At 39.0% G+C, this 17,300-nt stretch carries 17 protein-coding genes; 13 read left to right on the top strand and 4 right to left on the bottom strand.

Features of this window, described 5'->3' with window-relative positions:
- The first annotated feature begins 706 nt into the window (after nucleotides 1–706).
- Together WA338_RS09970 and WA338_RS09965 are read left to right on the top strand one after the other, a co-directional pair.
- The gene (locus WA338_RS09970) at nucleotides 707–1,117 is read left to right on the top strand and encodes a DUF2141 domain-containing protein (RefSeq protein ID WP_009779694.1); all 411 of its coding nucleotides are present in this window, start codon (nucleotides 707–709) and stop codon (nucleotides 1,115–1,117) included.
- A 107-nt stretch (nucleotides 1,118–1,224) separates the two neighbouring features.
- Complete coding sequence (locus tag WA338_RS09965; RefSeq protein ID WP_009779693.1) at nucleotides 1,225–2,184, top strand: LysR family transcriptional regulator; 960 nt, start codon at nucleotides 1,225–1,227, stop codon at nucleotides 2,182–2,184.
- A 66-nt stretch (nucleotides 2,185–2,250) separates the two neighbouring features.
- Here WA338_RS09965 and WA338_RS09960 read toward each other — a convergent pair whose 3' ends face one another.
- From WA338_RS09960 to WA338_RS09950, 3 genes are all read right to left on the bottom strand, one after another.
- Nucleotides 2,251–2,448 (bottom strand): hypothetical protein, encoded by a 198-nt coding sequence (locus WA338_RS09960; protein WP_009779692.1) that lies wholly within the window; start codon nucleotides 2,446–2,448, stop codon nucleotides 2,251–2,253.
- Between the two features lie 138 nt (nucleotides 2,449–2,586).
- Complete coding sequence (locus WA338_RS09955; protein ID WP_009779691.1) at nucleotides 2,587–3,387, bottom strand: TIGR00266 family protein; 801 nt, start codon at nucleotides 3,385–3,387, stop codon at nucleotides 2,587–2,589.
- Nucleotides 3,388–3,495: 108 nt separating this feature from the next.
- On the bottom strand, nucleotides 3,496–3,951 hold the full coding sequence (locus tag WA338_RS09950) for a DUF4442 domain-containing protein (protein WP_272987648.1): 456 nt from the start codon (nucleotides 3,949–3,951) through the stop codon (nucleotides 3,496–3,498).
- Between the two features lie 145 nt (nucleotides 3,952–4,096).
- Between WA338_RS09950 and WA338_RS09945 the strand changes: the two genes are divergently transcribed.
- From WA338_RS09945 to WA338_RS09905, 9 genes are all read left to right on the top strand, one after another.
- The gene (locus WA338_RS09945; RefSeq protein WP_272987646.1) at nucleotides 4,097–4,612 is read left to right on the top strand and encodes a DUF4870 domain-containing protein; all 516 of its coding nucleotides are present in this window, start codon (nucleotides 4,097–4,099) and stop codon (nucleotides 4,610–4,612) included.
- Nucleotides 4,613–4,720: 108 nt separating this feature from the next.
- Nucleotides 4,721–5,065 carry a PadR family transcriptional regulator gene (locus WA338_RS09940; RefSeq protein ID WP_272987645.1) on the top strand — a complete coding sequence of 115 codons (345 nt, stop codon included), beginning with the start codon at nucleotides 4,721–4,723 and terminating at the stop codon, nucleotides 5,063–5,065.
- The gene (locus WA338_RS09935) at nucleotides 5,058–6,809 is read left to right on the top strand and encodes a PspC domain-containing protein (protein WP_272987644.1); all 1,752 of its coding nucleotides are present in this window, start codon (nucleotides 5,058–5,060) and stop codon (nucleotides 6,807–6,809) included. The genes WA338_RS09940 and WA338_RS09935 overlap by 8 nt, the downstream gene beginning before the upstream one ends.
- A 147-nt stretch (nucleotides 6,810–6,956) precedes the next feature.
- Nucleotides 6,957–7,691 carry a head GIN domain-containing protein gene (locus WA338_RS09930; RefSeq protein WP_009779687.1) on the top strand — a complete coding sequence of 245 codons (735 nt, stop codon included), beginning with the start codon at nucleotides 6,957–6,959 and terminating at the stop codon, nucleotides 7,689–7,691.
- Between the two features lie 86 nt (nucleotides 7,692–7,777).
- Nucleotides 7,778–8,689: a geranylgeranylglycerol-phosphate geranylgeranyltransferase gene (locus WA338_RS09925; protein ID WP_009779686.1), complete on the top strand. Its 912-nt coding sequence runs from the start codon at nucleotides 7,778–7,780 to the stop codon at nucleotides 8,687–8,689.
- A gap of 1 nt (nucleotide 8,690) precedes the next feature.
- The gene (locus WA338_RS09920) at nucleotides 8,691–9,275 is read left to right on the top strand and encodes a Maf family nucleotide pyrophosphatase (protein WP_009779685.1); all 585 of its coding nucleotides are present in this window, start codon (nucleotides 8,691–8,693) and stop codon (nucleotides 9,273–9,275) included.
- A 143-nt stretch (nucleotides 9,276–9,418) separates the two neighbouring features.
- Nucleotides 9,419–11,917, top strand: coding sequence for a PIG-L family deacetylase (locus WA338_RS09915; protein ID WP_009779684.1), 2,499 nt, complete (start codon nucleotides 9,419–9,421; stop codon nucleotides 11,915–11,917).
- Between the two features lie 108 nt (nucleotides 11,918–12,025).
- Entirely contained in the window at nucleotides 12,026–13,750 is a 1,725-nt protein-coding gene (locus WA338_RS09910; protein ID WP_009779682.1) for a sodium:solute symporter, read from the top strand.
- The gene (locus tag WA338_RS09905) at nucleotides 13,747–14,721 is read left to right on the top strand and encodes a Gfo/Idh/MocA family protein (RefSeq protein WP_009779681.1); all 975 of its coding nucleotides are present in this window, start codon (nucleotides 13,747–13,749) and stop codon (nucleotides 14,719–14,721) included. The genes WA338_RS09910 and WA338_RS09905 overlap by 4 nt, the downstream gene beginning before the upstream one ends.
- 191 nt (nucleotides 14,722–14,912) lie before the next feature.
- Here the strand turns inward: WA338_RS09905 and WA338_RS09900 are convergent, their stop codons facing one another.
- Complete coding sequence (locus tag WA338_RS09900; RefSeq protein ID WP_009779680.1) at nucleotides 14,913–15,752, bottom strand: DUF2911 domain-containing protein; 840 nt, start codon at nucleotides 15,750–15,752, stop codon at nucleotides 14,913–14,915.
- 285 nt (nucleotides 15,753–16,037) lie between these two features.
- Between WA338_RS09900 and WA338_RS09895 the strand changes: the two genes are divergently transcribed.
- Together WA338_RS09895 and WA338_RS09890 are read left to right on the top strand one after the other, a co-directional pair.
- Entirely contained in the window at nucleotides 16,038–16,550 is a 513-nt protein-coding gene (locus WA338_RS09895) for an SRPBCC family protein (RefSeq protein WP_040532628.1), read from the top strand.
- A 9-nt stretch (nucleotides 16,551–16,559) separates the two neighbouring features.
- Nucleotides 16,560–17,255 carry an SDR family NAD(P)-dependent oxidoreductase gene (locus tag WA338_RS09890; protein WP_009779678.1) on the top strand — a complete coding sequence of 232 codons (696 nt, stop codon included), beginning with the start codon at nucleotides 16,560–16,562 and terminating at the stop codon, nucleotides 17,253–17,255.
- The last annotated feature ends 45 nt before the right edge of the window (nucleotides 17,256–17,300 follow it).

Here is a 17,300-nt window from a genome sequence, read left to right as displayed (position 1 = left end):
ATTTATCGTTAGATGTCAAGGAATCGAACCTCTCTTTTTATTACCAAATCATCTCGTTTTCAATGTGCGTTGCTCTCTGCGAAAGCGGCTGCAAATATACAAACCTTTTTTATTACTAAACAAATAAAATTTAAAGTTTTTTTTGAGCCAATTTTAAGTCGCTTTTCTAAGAACTAATCCGCTTTCACTGCCGAAAAACGGGAGGGCAAAGATACTACCCTTTTCCCTTTATAAACAAGCTTTTTTTAAACTTTATTTTTGACGCCGTCAAATGGATTTCAAAACCAAAGAACTACCTCAAAACAAAAATCCTATCACTAGCAAATTTCCCACGAGATCAACTCGAGGGTGGTTTACTTTATCTGCATTTCTAAGAACGTAAAACCGTTTTTAATATCCGATTTTGGAGGCGCAAATATAGAACGATTATCTATCCCCGCAAGCACTTTTTGAAAGTATTTTTAAATTAATTTACTAGCCACTTATTTACAAATAGTTACGCTTCAATTATTTTTTAATCTTTTCTTAAACGCAGCAGATTTGATTTTAAAACCCTACAAGCACAACGTATCCTATATAGTAAAGAACGCTTTCAAACATTACAATTACAGTTCATCTTCTTGATTCTACAATTGAGTCATAAACAACTAGAACCAGCTAAAGCAACCTGTACATTTGTTTCAGTATTAATTCTAACAGTAAAATTATGAAAACCTATCTCTTATTATTTATGACTTTTATCAGCTTCAGTGCCTTTGCTCAAAATAAAAGTTCAATAACCGTTTCTATTAATAATGTATCTAGCGATGAAGGTTCGGTAGGATATGCGCTCTACAATAAAGACAATTTTATGGTAGCCGCTCCAGTAAAAGCCGCAAAAAGCGAAATCAAAGACGGTAAGACTTCGGTAACCTTTAAAGATATTCCGCTAGGAAATTACGCTATCCTCTGTTATCACGATAAGAACAATAATGGACAAATGGATTTTGAAGCAAACGGAATGCCTAAAGAAGCTTATGGCGGATCTAATAATGTGATGTCTATGGGACCTCCGCAATGGGAAGATTGCAAGTTTGAACTTAGCGAAGAACCTCTGGAGCTTGAAATTCGATTTTAATTTTTGACTATACTATATAGGTCGTGATGTGTTTCTATTAAATTATAGTTGTAATTGTATAGACAAAATCAATATGTCGCCCTATTTTTGAAGTCTAAATTAGAACCATGACGATTACGCAATTGAAATACGTTTTGGCTGTTGCCGAAAATCAAAACTTCACTAAGGCTGCTGAAAAAACTTTTGTCACACAGCCTACACTGAGTATGCAGATTCAAAAATTGGAAGATGAATTAGACATTCTAATTTTTGACCGAAGCAAGAAACCGATCGAACTTACCGATATTGGAAGCAAGATTGTAACACAGGCGCGCAACATTGTAAATGAAGCCAACCGTATTGCAGATATTGTCGATCAGCAAAAAGGGTTTATAGGTGGTGAATTTAAATTGGGTGTGATCCCAACAGTTATGCCTACATTATTACCTATGTTTTTACGCAACTTCATCAACAGGTATCCTAAGGTCAAACTGAAGATCGAAGAGCTTCCCACAGAAACCATTATAGAACGTCTTGAAGAAGGACATTTAGACGCCGCGATTGCAGCAACACCACTACATCTTGAGAATATAAAGGAGCGTCCTTTATATTATGAGCCATTTGTAGCATATGTTCCCGCAAATCACCCTTTAAATAGTGTAGAGAAAATTACCACAGCAGATCTAGACCTCAACGATATGCTACTTCTTGAAGATGGACATTGCTTTAGAGACGGCGTAGTTAACTTATGCAAAACAAACCGAAACTATTCTGAAGAAACCTTTTCTCTTGAGAGTGGTAGTTTTGAAACTTTGGTACGTCTTGCCAATGAAGGTTTAGGAATGACTCTTTTACCTTATTTACATACAATGGATATTAAGGAAGAAGAAAAGAAATTTCTTCATTACTTTAAAGAGCCGGCACCGGCAAGAGAAGTAAGTCTTTTATATCACAAGAGTGAATTAAAGATGCAAATTATTGAAGCGTTGCGCACCACAATTGCCGGAGTAATAAAAGGAGCTATCACATTTCAAAATGTAGAAATCATTAGTCCGCTACCTCAAACTCAAGGAGCATTTAAAAAGTAACCAGGCTTGTATCAGATACTAAAAAAGCGACTCATTTGAGTCGCTTTTTTTTTATGATATTTAAAGTTAAGCATTGAGGTAAATCATACATTGATTTAATTCGGGATTTGTTTTGGTTAGTTCCTTAATCCACTCTCTTAATTCCTCAATTTCATACGGTAGTAAACGCTTTGCAGCTTTTTGTAATTCTTTGCAAAAAAGTACACTATCAAAACTTACTTTTTTCAGTATTGTTTTAGTGTACTCAAACATTGCTCTTGCCATATTTGAATAGTTTAAAATTAGAATTTTTGTTAGGTAATTTTGGGCTATAAACTGATTTTGATAGGAATTCCGTTAAAAATAGGCTTTTAATTCCAAAAACAATGTTAAAAATTTAAAATCCTAGGCTTTACCTAGAGTTTAAAATCTGTTGTCACCGTCAAGCAAATCTCCTAAGCCTCCCAGAATACTTCCTTCGCCTTTATCCTTCCCTCCCAATTGTGGTGCAGATGCCAAAACACGCTTGGCAAGTCTGCTAAATGGTAACGACTGAATATAAACTGTACCCGGACCGGTAAGTGTCGCAAAGAATACTCCTTCACCTCCAAAAATGGTATTTTTTATTCCGCCTACAAATTCGATATCATAATTTACCGTATGATCAAAACCTATGATACACCCTGTGTCTACCTTCAACTTTTCTCCTAATCCTAATTCCTTTTTAAACGTGGTTCCGCCAGAATGCACAAAGGCCATCCCGTCACCTTCTAGCTTCTGCATAATAAAACCTTCTCCTCCAAAAAGTCCGCGGCCTAGCTTTCTTGAAAATTCAATACCTATAGAAACCCCTTTGGCAGCGCATAAAAATGCATCTTTTTGACAAATGAATCTTCCGCCATTTTTGGTCAAGTCAATCGGAATAATTTTTCCCGGGTATGGGGAAGCAAAACTCACCTTCTTCTTCCCTACTATGTCATTGTAGAAAACTGTCATAAAAAGACTTTCACCGGTAAGTAAACGTTTACCAGCACCAAATACCTTATTTAATAGACCAGAATCATTTTTAGAACCATCACCAAAAATGGTTTCCATGCGTATACCGTCTTCCATCATCATAAAGGTTCCTGCTTCAGCGATAACGCCTTCTTGTGGATCTAATTCAATCTCCACATATTGCATTTCTTCCCCATAAATCTGGTAATCTATCTCGTGTGCTCTCATGTTTTTATTTCGTTTTTGATTTGATTGATACTACTTAATACGTAAGCGTTTTTATAAAATTGTTACAAGACGTATATAAATCTAAGACGATAATATCTTTAAATAAAACTAGGATTTCACCCTTACCGTCCATTCAAAATCAAACGTACTTACCACCACGTCATCTTCATTAACTCCCACACTTTGCATCCAGAAGGTTTGCCCCTCGCCTGTGGCAATCGTTTTTTCAATGGCATCAGCGATTTTGTGACCGTCTTTACAGGTAAATGTGATTTTACCGGTGGCTTTTTTAGTAAAAGAAGCTTTATTATTTGCCACAAGCATCGAAATTTTCTTGCCGCTTTCTCTAATTTGATTGATCACCATCGCTCCTGTACTCAACTCTGCAGCCATCCCCTGCACTGCCCAAAACATAGAATTGAATGGATTCTGATTGATCCATTTATGCTTAACAGTAGTCGTACAGGTTTTTTCTGAAATTTCTTTTACCCGCACTCCACACAACCAAGCAGAGGGAAGCTTAAACATTATAAAACTATTGAATTTACTAGGGCTGAGTGACATATATAAAGTTTTGATTCTCTCAAAAATAGGCTTAAGAATTGACTTTACAGAATTCCCTTTTTGTTAATAAATAGTTAAATTTAAGTACTATGCAATACAAAATACCTTCTTTTATATATATATTTGCATAAGAAAATAATAAGCAATGGAAAATACTATTACAACCGGACAAAAAAATACAGCCACTTTTATTCACTTATCTGTGTTTGCTCAATTTTTGTTTCCACTGGGCAATTTTATCGCTCCGCTATTGATCTGGGCTTCCTTAAAAAGGAATTCGGTATTTGTAGATAACCACGGTAGACGTGCGCTCAACTTTCAAATGAGCACACTACTCTATACTATAGGTCTTGTAATTATTGCAATTCCTTTTGTGGCTTATCAGGTTTTACAAATTGTAAGTAAGCAGGGACACTTTGATCTAGAAAATCATTTTGATCATTTTGTTCTTCCTAATGATGCCAGCGGTCTTATCATAACCGCATTGGCATTTGGCTTACTGCTTTTAGCCTTATTTGTAGTGACCCTTTTTTCGGTGATCTCTGCAGCTGTAAGTGCGAGTAATGGTGAAGAATATAAATATCCATTAAGTATAAACTTTTTAAAACCGCTTGCTGTTTCTCAACCCGAGAACGCTTCAGACTCATCAACTGAAGTATAGCTAGGTTTTACTTTACTTCTGAATGGCAACATTTAGAGCAATCAATTATTTAATTCCACTTTGTGGACAAAAAACGAACAGTTATTAATCGCTTAACAATGAGAATCTATGAAGATTGAAAACACAAAGGCGCAAATGCGTAAGGGTGTTCTGGAGTATTGCATTCTATCTATTTTAAAAGACGAAGATGCCTATGTAGCCGAAATACTCGACACGCTCAAAGACGCCAAGTTACTGGTAGTTGAGGGTACTATTTATCCCCTGCTTACCAGACTTAAAAACGCCGGTTTATTGAGCTATCGCTGGGAAGAATCAACCAGCGGACCACCACGTAAATACTATGGTCTCACAGAAACCGGAAAGCTCTTCTTAAATGAACTATCATCAACTTGGGACGACCTTCAAAAAGCCGTTCGACTGGTAACCACTCAAAAATCAAAAAACAATGAATAAGACAGTTAATATAAATCTTGCAGGCCTTTTCTTTCATATAGATGAGAACGCCTATGCAAAGTTGCAACGATACCTCGACGCGATAAAACGCTCTTTTACAGATGCGCAAGGTCGTGAGGAGATCATTCAAGATATTGAAGCGCGTATTGCAGAACTTTTTAGCGAGCGTGTAAAAAACGAACGTCAAGTCATTGGGATTTCTGAAGTGGAAGAAGTAATCAACATAATGGGGCAACCCGAAGATTACCGCATAGACGAAGAGCTTTTTGAGGACGAACCAGCGCAAAAAACCTATAGCAGCACTACATCATCTTCAAAAAAACTATACCGAGATACCGACACTTCTTGGATAGGTGGTGTATGTACCGGTCTGGGACATTATTTACAAATAGATGCGGTGTGGTTGCGCATAGCTTTAGTACTACTTACCATTTTCTCTTGGGGTGGTTTTATTTTGATCTATATCGCTTTCTGGATCTTTGTTCCAGAAGCGCGTACCACTGCAGAAAAACTGGAAATGCGGGGAAAGCCCGTCAACATAGACAATATTCAGCGTAAAGTAAAAGAAGGATTTGACACTGTTGCAGATTCTGTTAAAAATGTTGACTATGTTAAGTACGGAAACAAAGCTCGTAAAGGAGCAAATTCGGTTGCCGATACGCTGGGCAAGATCATCATGTTTATCTTAAAAGTATTTGTGAAATTCATAGGTATTCTACTCGTTATAACCGGTGGCTCGACCCTTATTGGTCTCTTTGTAGGACTCTTTTCAGCAGGAACTTTAGATTTTGTTGATGGTAGCATCGCAGATTATGTAGAGATGGTCAATACTTCTGGCGCTCCATTGTGGCTTATAAGTTTGCTCACGTTTGTAGCGATAGGGATTCCGTTCTTTATGTTATTCTATCTTGGTTTGCGCATTCTGGTTACAACCCTAAAACGTATTCCTGTTGTTGCCAAATTAACGATGCTGGGCGTTTGGTTTATCGCGGTAATGGTACTCGCGGTATTGGGAGTACGTCAAGGCATGGCGACTGCAGTAGAAGGCGAAGCTCTTATTTCTGAAACCTTACCTATAAGAGCCGGAGATACCTTAAGTGTAAAAATGATCACCCAAAATCAATATGGCGCCTACAAATACCATAATGACAATTGGAAGATTCGCACCGATGCAGCGGGTAACAAAGTATTGTACAACCGTGATGTAAATCTTAGTGTACAAAAAAGTGACTCTCCAGAGGCTAAGCTTATCATTAAGAAAACCTCACAAGGAAGCTCTTATGATGCCGCTCAGGTTCGTGCAAGTAACATCGTTTATAATTTTGAAATGGATGAAAACACGCTTCTTCTTGACAATTACTTTGTAAGCAGTATTGAAAACAAATACCGCAGTCAGGAAGTAGATCTTATTCTTGCGATTCCTGAAGGAACCATTCTGTTAACTGATAAGAACATCAACAGTTACCACAGAAACCGTTATTCTGATGTTCTGGATCACAAGTTTGTAGGGTATTATTCTCTAATGGAAAATTCAGAACTTGTATGTCTAAATTGCCCTGAAGAAGTTATCGAAGAACTTGAGGAAGCCGAAGACTGGAAGGCAGATGAGACACCCCAAGATTCTACAGCTACAGGAACCGTATATGAATATAAAGCGGTAGCCGCACCTAAAAAAGACGGGTTAAACGTTAGACCCGAACTTAAAAATGATACCATTGCAAAAGTGGTAGACACGATAAACTAAATAAACTAACTCAGGGCAAACCTGTCTTCTGACAGCGACAGGTCCCTGAGGTTATTATTAGAAACAAATTTTTAATTTAAAGGCAAGCCCAGGAGTATTTAATCTTCTGGCAATGCCAGAAAAACATCAATCAAAAAATCAACACTTATGACTACATTAATTAAACTTTTCGTCAGCGGTTTTGCCGCACTTATGCTCACCTCATGTAATTTCAACATACAAATGGGGCAAATTGAAGGTAACGGCAATGTTGTTACCCAAGATTTAAATCTTGATCAAGAATTCTCAAGAGTACATAGCAGTAACGGCTGGGACGTGATTCTAGAAAAAGGAACAAGCCCAAAAGTTATCGCAGAGGTAGATGAAAACTTACTAGAATATCTTGATGTTCATTATGAAGGAAGTACTTTACGTATTGAATCTACAGACAATTCAAACATTGGTAATGCAACTTCTCGGGTTATTCACGTGATCTATACACAACCTTTACAGGCCATTAAAGCCAGTAGCGCATCAAACATCACTGCAACCGAAATGCTAACCGGGGACAAAATCAATTTTGATGTTTCAAGTGCAGCGACGGTAAAATTAGATGTTGAAATACGAGAGATCACAGCCGATGCAAGCAGCGCGGCTACCTTAAGTCTTAATGGTTCTGCGCAAAAACTCAACTTTGACGCAAGCTCAGCGGCAACCATTAATGCAAAAGATCTAAAAGCAGAATATTGCGAAGCCGAAGCTTCAAGTGCAGGAAGTATACGTACTTATGTATCTAAAGAAATGAATTCTAAAGCTTCTAGCGGCGGCGATATTGATTATTGGGGAGATCCTCAGGAAGTTGCCGTAGCCGAAAGTTCTGGTGGCAGCATCAGCAAAAAGTAATCGTTTAAATACACTCCTTTTCAAAACCCCGATGCAGTCGCATCGGGGTTTTTGCTATATTTGAGACTTTTCAAAAAAACACGCTGTTGGCTTTCTTAAACTTAATCCGTTATAAAAATCTAATCCTAATACTTCTTACACAGGTTTTGATTCATTTTGGCTTTTTAAAAGCCTTAGGACTGCCGGTTGCCCTCTCTTCTTTTGATTTTGGGATTTTAGCCTTAGCCAGTTTATGTATTGCTGCCGCAGGCTACATTATTAACGACATTAATGATGTGCAAAGCGATCAGATCAATAAACCGCTTCAAACGTATCTCCCTGAACCTTTTTCAGAAAAACAAGCCTTCAATTATTATCTGCTTTTTAATATTCTGGGCGTGGGATTGGGATTTTTTCTCAGCTACAAAACCGGTTTGGGCAACTTCACCTCCCTATTTGTTCTTATTTCGGCACTGCTTTATATTTATTCCAGCTTTTTAAAAGGAATTATTTTGGTCGGAAATCTAGTCGTAAGCCTTGTAGTGGCTTCGTCTATTTTTATCGTTTTAGTTTTTGATGTTACCCCTATTTTAAATCAATTTCAAGAACAACTAGTCACTCCACTTGCGGTATTGCGCGATTATACCATTTTTGCTTTTATGCTGAATTTCCTCAGGGAACTTGTTAAAGATATTGAAGATGCCAATGGAGATTATGCAGCAGGGATTCAAACTTTACCCATAGTTTTAGGTCTTGAGCGCACGGCTAAACTTTCGGCGTACCTTGGCGTGCTATACATTTTTAGTATTTTAGGATACATCTACGTGTATTTACAAACTAACGTTTGGACTTCGATATATCTAGTCGCCGCAGTGGTAGTTCCTCTGGTATTTTTCTGTATGAAAGCACGCTATGCCGAAAAACAAAAACATTATGCATTTCTGTCTAAATTATTAAAGCTGATTATGCTTTTTGGTATGCTCTCTTTAGGCGTTTTGACACTGACTTTAAAGTATTAATATGCTCTCTGAACTCCTAAATAACAAAAAACTCATTCTTGCCTCGCAATCGCCGCGCCGGCAAGAATTACTCAAAGCTCTTGAGGTTGATTTTGAAATCAGGCTAAAACCTATTGATGAAAGCTATCCACCGGGAATGCAACCGGGAGCAATCGCAGAGTATATTGCAAAAAAGAAAGCTGAGGCTTTTAGCGACATGCTTCAACCTGATGAGATTTTGATTACCGGAGACACCTTAGTTTTTAAAGGCGATATCGCATTAGGCAAACCCAATGATGCGCAGGAAGCACAAGAAATGCTTCAGCTATTAAGTGGCACTTCGCACGAGGTGATCTCTTCGATATGCGTGACTACTTCAACCCAACAACTGGTGGATCACGATTTGGCTAAAGTGTACTTCAGAACCTTTACTTCCGAAGAGATCACACACTATATCAACACCTATCAGCCTTTTGACAAAGCCGGAGCTTACGGTATTCAAGAATGGATAGGCCACGTAGCGCTTCAGAAATTAGAAGGTTCTTACAATACGGTTATGGGTCTGCCTACACAAAAATTGTATGATTTATTACAACAACTTGAGTAGCTTTAATTTTTGCCTTTGTCGTTGCAATTTTATGCTAAAGTATAAGTTTTGTATTTTGTTAAACAAACCGAAAACCAAAGCGTGTAGCTAGCGTTTTAGCTATCTTTGATCGCAAGGCATTCAACTAAAAAACATCCTAAAATATGCGCTTTTTATTCGTTTTTATATGTTGCATTTCATTGCAATTACAAGCTCAAAAGCCAAAAAAGCCAACTTCTTCAGAAATATACGAGCAAATACAAGGGCTCAACTTTTTAGGCACGGCGCTTTATCTCGCAGCGCATCCCGATGATGAAAACACAGCAATGATCTCTTATCTCGCCAATGAGGTACACGCAAGAACAGGTTATCTTGCGCTTACGCGTGGTGACGGCGGTCAAAATTTGATAGGTCCCGAAATTAGAGAGCTCCTTGGTGTTATTCGTACTCAAGAATTGCTTGCAGCACGCCGCACAGATGGTGGTGAGCAGCGTTTTACACGTGCTAACGATTTTGGCTATTCTAAAAACCCTGAAGAAACGTTGAGTTTTTGGGAAGAGGATGAGATTATGAAAGACGTAGTTTGGGCCATTCGTAATTTTAGACCAGACATTATTATCAATCGGTTTGATCATCGTTCGCCGGGTACCACACATGGGCATCATACGCTGTCGGCAATGCTAAGTGTAGAAGCTTTTGATAAAGTGGGTGATCCTCAAGTGTTCCCCGAGCAATTGAAACGCACGCAGACCTGGCAACCCAAACGACTATTCTTTAACACCTCTTGGTGGTTTTACGGTAGCCGTGAAAAGTTTGAAGAAGCAGATAAATCAAATCTGGTTTCGGTTGATGTGGGAAGTTACTATCCCGCTTACGGACTTAGCAATACCGAAATCTCTGCCCTTAGCCGCAGTCAGCATAAATCTCAAGGTTTTGGAAATACCGGTTCTCGCGGAGCGCAAGTAGAATATCTCGAACTTTTAAAAGGGGATCTTCCGGCAGACGGAAATCTTTTTAAAGGAATTGATACCAGCTGGAACCGTGTTGAAGGTGGTGCTGCTATTGGTAACATCTTAAATCAAGTTGAAGCAGATTACAACTTTAATGATCCGGCGGCGAGTCTTCCGCACTTACTTGAAGCTTACCAATTGATCGTTCAGTTAGAAGATACTTACTGGCGTGATTTAAAAACCAAACAAATCACACAAATCATAAAGGCTTGTGCGGGTTTATATCTTGAAGCCTATACTGACGAACAAACTGCTATTGCAGAGGAAAACGTAAAACTTTCACTAGAAGCGATAAACCGAAGTGATTTCCCCATAATTCTAGAGCGCGTTACAGTATTACCTTCTAAAAAAGAAATTAAAATGGAACGCTCCCTTGACTTCAATGAAGATTTTAAAACTCAAGTGGAGGTCAATACCGGTGATGCAGATTTTACTACAGCTTACTGGTTGACCGAAGAAGGCAGCGTGGGAATGTATAAAGTAACCGATCAAGAGCTTATAGGATTGCCGGAAACTCCTAAAACCTTTAAGGCTACCTTCCATCTAAAGATAGATGAAGTTGAAATCCCCATCACGACAGATTGGGTCTACAAATACAATGATCGTGTTGCCGGCGAAGTCTATGAGCCTTTTGAAATTGTGCCTAAAGCTTCGGTGGCTGTTGCAGATCCTGTGATCATTTTTGCAGATGCGCAGCCCAAAACCATTACTGCACAAGTAACGGCATACGTTTCTAATCTTTCAGCCAAAGTTTCTTTAAATGCTCCCAAAGGTTGGCAGATCAGCGCCCCGCAAGAAATTAATATCGCGCAAAAAGGTGAAACAAAAACTGTAGCTTTTACCGTTACACCACCAGATAACGCGAGCGAGGTAGAATTACAGCCTCAGCTTTTGGTAGACGGAAAAACCATCAATACCAAGATCGTTCGTATCGACTATGAACATATTCCTTTGCAAACATTAGTCTTACCTTCAACCAATAAATTGGTACGGCTTGATATTCAAAAGAAAGGGAATTATATAGGTTATATTGCCGGTGCGGGAGATGTAATTCCTGAAAGCTTAAGACAGATCGGATATCAAGTTGCAGAAATTACTCCGGAAGAAATTACAGCAACCAACCTTAAAAATTTTGACGCTGTAGTTATGGGAGTTCGTGCGTATAACGTGGTTGAAGAATTGCGCTACAAACAGCCTATTCTTTTGGATTATGTCGAAAACGGCGGTACGATGGTAGTGCAATACAATACGGCGCGTGGATTTAGTTTTCCTAACATTGGTCCCTACCCGCTGGAGTTGAGCAGCGATCGGGTTACCGATGAGTTTGCAGAAGTTACCATTCTCGATCCTGATGCCGAAATCCTTAATTACCCTAACAAAATCACTCAGCGAGATTTTGAAGGATGGGTTCAAGAACGTGGACTGTATTTCCCAAACAACTATGACAAAGCATACACGCCGGTACTTTCTATACACGACGAGAATGAAGCACCAAGTGAAGGCAGCCTGCTACTCGCTAAATATGGAAAAGGTAACTATATTTATACAGGATTAAGTTTCTTTAGAGAACTGCCCGCTGGAGTTTCGGGAGCGTATAGACTTTTTGCCAATATGCTTTCGGTAGGTAAGAACAATCAAAAGATCAAAAACTGATGCATCCCAAAAAAGAAGGTTGGTCAAAATATTATACTTTGGTTTTGGTGATGAACGCCATATACATCATCTTGTTCTTTATATTAATGAATTACTACAACGCTTAATATGCAAACAAGAGACTGGATTGTACTGGTAGTTACTTTAGCATTTATAGTGCTGTATGGTGTTTATAAAACACGTGGTAGAAAAAATGTTCAAGATTACATACGTGGTGGTAATGAATCAAAATGGTGGTCTGTAGGACTTTCTGTAATGGCGACACAAGCCAGTGCGATCACTTTTCTCTCTACACCGGGTCAAGCTTATAATGATGGTTTGGGTTTTGTTCAGTTTTATTTTGGTCTGCCCATAGCTATCGTCATTATTTGCGTCTTTTTTATTCCTATTTATTATCGGCTTAACGTGTATACCGCTTATGAATATCTGGAGAATAGATTCGACATACGTGTACGTTCATTAGCTTCGGGCTTGTTTTTACTTTCTCGCGGTCTTGCTGCCGGTATCACCATCTTTGCGCCTTCGATTATTCTTTCGGCTGTGTTGGGTTGGGATCTCAACACGCTTAACATCATCATTGGATTGCTCGTTGTAGTGTACACCATTTCTGGAGGAACCAAAGCCGTTACTGTAACTCAAAAGCAACAAATGGGAATTATCTTTCTGGGAATGTTTGTCGCTTTTTTCCTTATTGTGAGCTACCTGCCAGAAGATATCAACTTTGATAATGCGCTTCAAATAGCGGGTGCTAGTGGTAAACTTGATGTACTCGATTTCTCTTTTGATTTTGAAAACCGCTACACCGTATGGAGCGGTATTTTAGGTGGTACGTTTCTCATGCTTTCCTATTTTGGGACCGATCAAAGTCAGGTTCAGCGCTATTTGAGCGGTAAATCTTTGAGAGAAATGCAGCTGGGTATGATCTTCAACGGTCTTCTAAAAGTTCCTATGCAGTTCTTTATTCTTTTAGTAGGTGTTATGGTTTTTGTCTTTTACCAATTCAATCCTACGCCGCTTAATTTTAATCCTGCCGCGGCTTCTGCAGTGCACGGTACCCCTTTTGAAAAAGAATACAACGAGGTTCAAAATAAACTCAATGACCTGCGTTCTGATAAAACCGAATTGAGTCACCGTGTGGCTCTTGATCCGCAAGCTTCAGTTGCTGATGCTTCCGGAGTTCAAATCACTGCTAAAGAAGCGCTTAAAAATATCAATGCCGAAGAAAATAAGTTACGTGATCAAGGGCGCATGCTCATAGGCTTGGCTGATAAAAACGTAGAGACCAACGATAAAGATTATGTGTTTATTCATTTTATTCTGAATAACCTACCCAGCGGACTCATTGGGCTTTTGCTGGCGGTGATCTTATCTGCCGCAATGTCTTCTACTGCCTCAGAACTCAATGCACTCGCAACCACGACTACAGTCGATTTTTACAGACGTAACCTTAAAGAAGATCGGGAGGAATCGCATTTTGTAGATGCAGCTAAATGGTTCACTCTGAGTTGGGGAATTTTAGCCATTCTTATTGCCTGTACGGCAAACCTGTTTGATAATTTGATTCAACTGGTCAACATCATCGGCTCCCTTTTCTATGGAAGCATTCTAGGCATTTTTATGTCTGCTTTCTTTATCAAAACCATAAAAGCCCGTGCCGTTTTCATAGGAGCGATCCTAACGCAACTTATCGTCTTCGCCTTATTTGCTTTAGATAAATTTGAATACATCAGCTTGCCTTACCTATGGCTTAATGTGGTAGGATGTGCTTTAGTGATTCTTATAAGTCTAACTATCCAGAGCACTATGGGATCTGATAAAACCGAAACAGCATGAAAACAATTAGATGGGGAATTTTAGGCTTAGGAAAAATTGCGCACAGCTTTGCTAGTGATGTAGCCCTTGTTGAAGGTTCTGAGGTATATGCAGTTGCTTCACGTTCTCAGGAAAAAGCAGATCGTTTTGGTGCAACATATAGTGCCTCCAAATGTTACAACAGCTATGAGCAACTTGCCAAAGATCCTAACGTAGATGCGGTATATATCGCCACGCCTCACGTAAGACATCATCAAGACACCTTGCTTTGCTTGAAACATAAAAAAGCGGTTTTATGCGAAAAACCGTTTGCAATGAACCGTTCCCAAGTGGAAGAAATGATCACAACCGCTCAGGCAAACGACACGCTTTTGATGGAAGCATTATGGACGCGCTTTATGCCTCATTTTAAATTTGTAAAAGAGGAATTAGCAAGTGGACGCTATGGTGCTGTAAAAACCTTAACCGCAGATTTTTGTTTTGAAGCCGACTTTAATCCTGAAGGTCGTCTTTTCAACAAAGCCCTTGGAGGTGGTTCTTTACTTGATATTGGTATTTATCCTATATTTTGTGCATTGGCACTATTGGGAAAACCAGATTCATTTGAAGCAAAGGCCAAAATCGGCAAAACCGGAGTTGACGAAGAGATCGAAATGACCTTTAAATATAACTCGGGAACTACAGCGTTTTTGAATTCAAGCATTGTCAAGCAAACTCCATCAACAGCCACGTTGGTCTGCGATAATGGAATTTTGGTTTTAAACAGTCGCTTTCATCAAACAGATAAAATCACAAGTATTTTAGAAGGTAACAAGATTGAGCATGACTTTGCCTACACAGGTAAAGGCTATTATTTTGAAATAGAACATTTTGCCAATCTCCTACGTGAAAATCAAAAAGAAAGTCCGTTGATGAGTTTTGAGTTTAGCAGGCAACTCATTAGTATGTTAGATGAAGTAAGAACACGCATTGATTTACACTACGAGGTGTAAATAAGATTCTGGCAAAGTTTAGGGTTTTTCAATCCTTTGACGGCGCAAGTAAACTAACTCAGGGCAAGCCCATGAGGCAATTCTAAGAAACTAATTTTCAATTTCGAGGCAAGCCTCGGAGTATAAAACCATTTGGCGGTACCAATAAAAAAGCCGGGAATTCCCGGCTTTTTTTGTGATGTTATTCGCGATTATAGCGCTCCCCATTCTTTAAGAGAATCGGTATTCATTTTTATATAATCAGCATTTCCTGCTTCTTTAGCTCCAGCCAATGAAGCTTTTGCAGCTTCAATAGCGCCTTTTTTATCGCCTGCTTTTGCCAATATTAAAGACTGCTGACGCAACTGCCAGAAACGTGGAGTTTCGGTCTTGACCATGGCTTCGTCCATCCACGATTTAGCTTGTTGAATATCTTTCCCACTGTTCAAGTAATATACAGCAGCGTTGTAATAATCTCCGGCACTCGGGCCATCAAGTGTTTGTTTGATGTTTGCCATTACTTCAGCATCTGTATTTACCATAAATTTTACCGGTACTACCGTATCTGCCCATAAGAAGTTTAACACAGCACTGTCTGCCATAACCTCATCAATCACAATGGTAAAAGTCTCCATCTGCATTGGCATCTCAACGGGTTCAACCATGGTGCGTAAAGCTACTTTACTCTCATCAAGTTCAGGAATTAGCGGGTTGGAATGATCTGTATAAAAAATCACTTCCCAAGTATCTTCACCCGGAATCGTATAAATACTATACGTTCCCGCCGGTAAATCTTTACCAGAAATGCTCACACCTTTATTTACAGTAAATTTTGTTGTTGCGTTTGCTCCGGTTCTCCACAATCTACCATAAGGAATAAGCTCACCAAAGATCTCCCGACCGCGCATATTGGGTCTAGAATAATCTACGCTTACTTCAGTTAAACCTACCGTTTGGGTCAACGTTGCGTGCGGACTGGCAGCTGGAGTTTGAATTTGTGCCTGGGCTAAAGCTCCCAAAGCCAGAAAACAAGAAAGGATTATTTTTTTCATCTGAAAATCATTTAATTATTAGTGTGTTTAATTACAGTTATCTACGAGGTAATTTAAGCAAAAAAGCTCTTGAATTACAACGTTATAAACTGGTCTACCAAATTACGATTTAAGTCGGTTTTTCGCTTCAGTATCATTCTTTTTTTAACTGAAAAATTAAAGCTGTTTGCATAGTTAACCTGTTCAACTTTAATTTTTGTTTAACTTAAATCATTTTTTGTTAAACAATATAGCCGGTATATTTACTTCAAATTGGTTTCAACCTTGAACCTCATCTTTTTGATTATGAAAATTTATACGCTGTATACCAAACAAAACCTCCCCATTTCTATTGAAAAAGCGTGGAGTTTTCTCTCTGATCCCAAAAATTTAAAAGTCATCACTCCCGACTATATGGGCTTTGAGATTCTCTCAGGAGCAGATAGACCAATGTTTCCCGGGCAAATCATTCAGTACAATGTGACGCCTGTTGCCGGAATCAACACCAAATGGGTTACCGAAATCACACACGTAAAACATCTTGAATATTTTGTTGATGAGCAGCGCTATGGGCCTTATTCACTATGGCATCACAAACATTTTCTTAAAGAGATTCCGGGCGGAGTTGAAATGGAAGATATTGTGGATTATAAAGTTCCGGCAGGTATTATAGGTCAAATGGTGCATCCCTTTCTCGTAAAACCAAAACTTCAAGAGATTTTCGAATATCGGGAGAAAAAATTAACCGAGTTATTCGGCACCTACACCAAACCCGAAAAAGAATTGCAAGGCGTATCTCGCGAAGATATCCTCAACTAAAAAATTGCTATGAAAAAGAATATACTACTTATTGGAGGTTCTCACGGAATCGGAAAAAGTCTTATCGATAACCTAAGCGGTGACTATGAGATTTATGTTGCATCAAGGACAAAAGAAGAACTTCCCGAAGAAATTACACATATTGAATATGATGTGACCGCAGATATTTTAAATACTGAAGAGCTTCCTGAAGTGTTGGATGGCTTTGTGTATTGTCCCGGTTCTATCAATCTCAAGCCGTTCAAAATGCTTTCTGAAGAAACCTTTAATGAAGATCTTCAGCTTAATTTTATGGGACTCATCAAATCGTTGAAGGCCGTTGAAGACCGACTCAAAAAGGCAGATCAAGCAAGTCTTGTCTTTTTCAGCACGGTTGCCGTTAAGATGGGAATGCCCTTCCACACGAGTGTTGCGGCAGCTAAAGGAGCTATTGAAGGTTTTGCAAAAGCGCTGGCTGCAGAATATGCACCACAGTTTAGAGTGAATGTTATAGCACCAAGTCTCACTGATACGCCACTAGCCTCTCGCCTCTTAGGAAATGATAAGAAAAAAGAAAAGATGGATGCACGTCATCCCTTAAAGCGTGTGGGAACTCCACAGGATATTTCAAAAATTGCCGCATTTTTACTCAGCGAAGACAGCAGCTGGGTAACCGGACAAATTTTGGGTATTGACGGTGGAATGTCTACCTTAAACGTAAACTAATCGCGTTCCTAAACCCGATCAGCGATTCAATCTAACCAACCTTTT

The organism is Leeuwenhoekiella sp. CH_XMU1409-2, from assembly GCF_037029365.1.
GTDB lineage: Bacteria > Bacteroidota > Bacteroidia > Flavobacteriales > Flavobacteriaceae > Leeuwenhoekiella > Leeuwenhoekiella blandensis.
The sequence above is the reverse complement of the archived record's forward strand: the minus strand, read 5'-3'. Positions and strand labels throughout refer to the sequence as shown.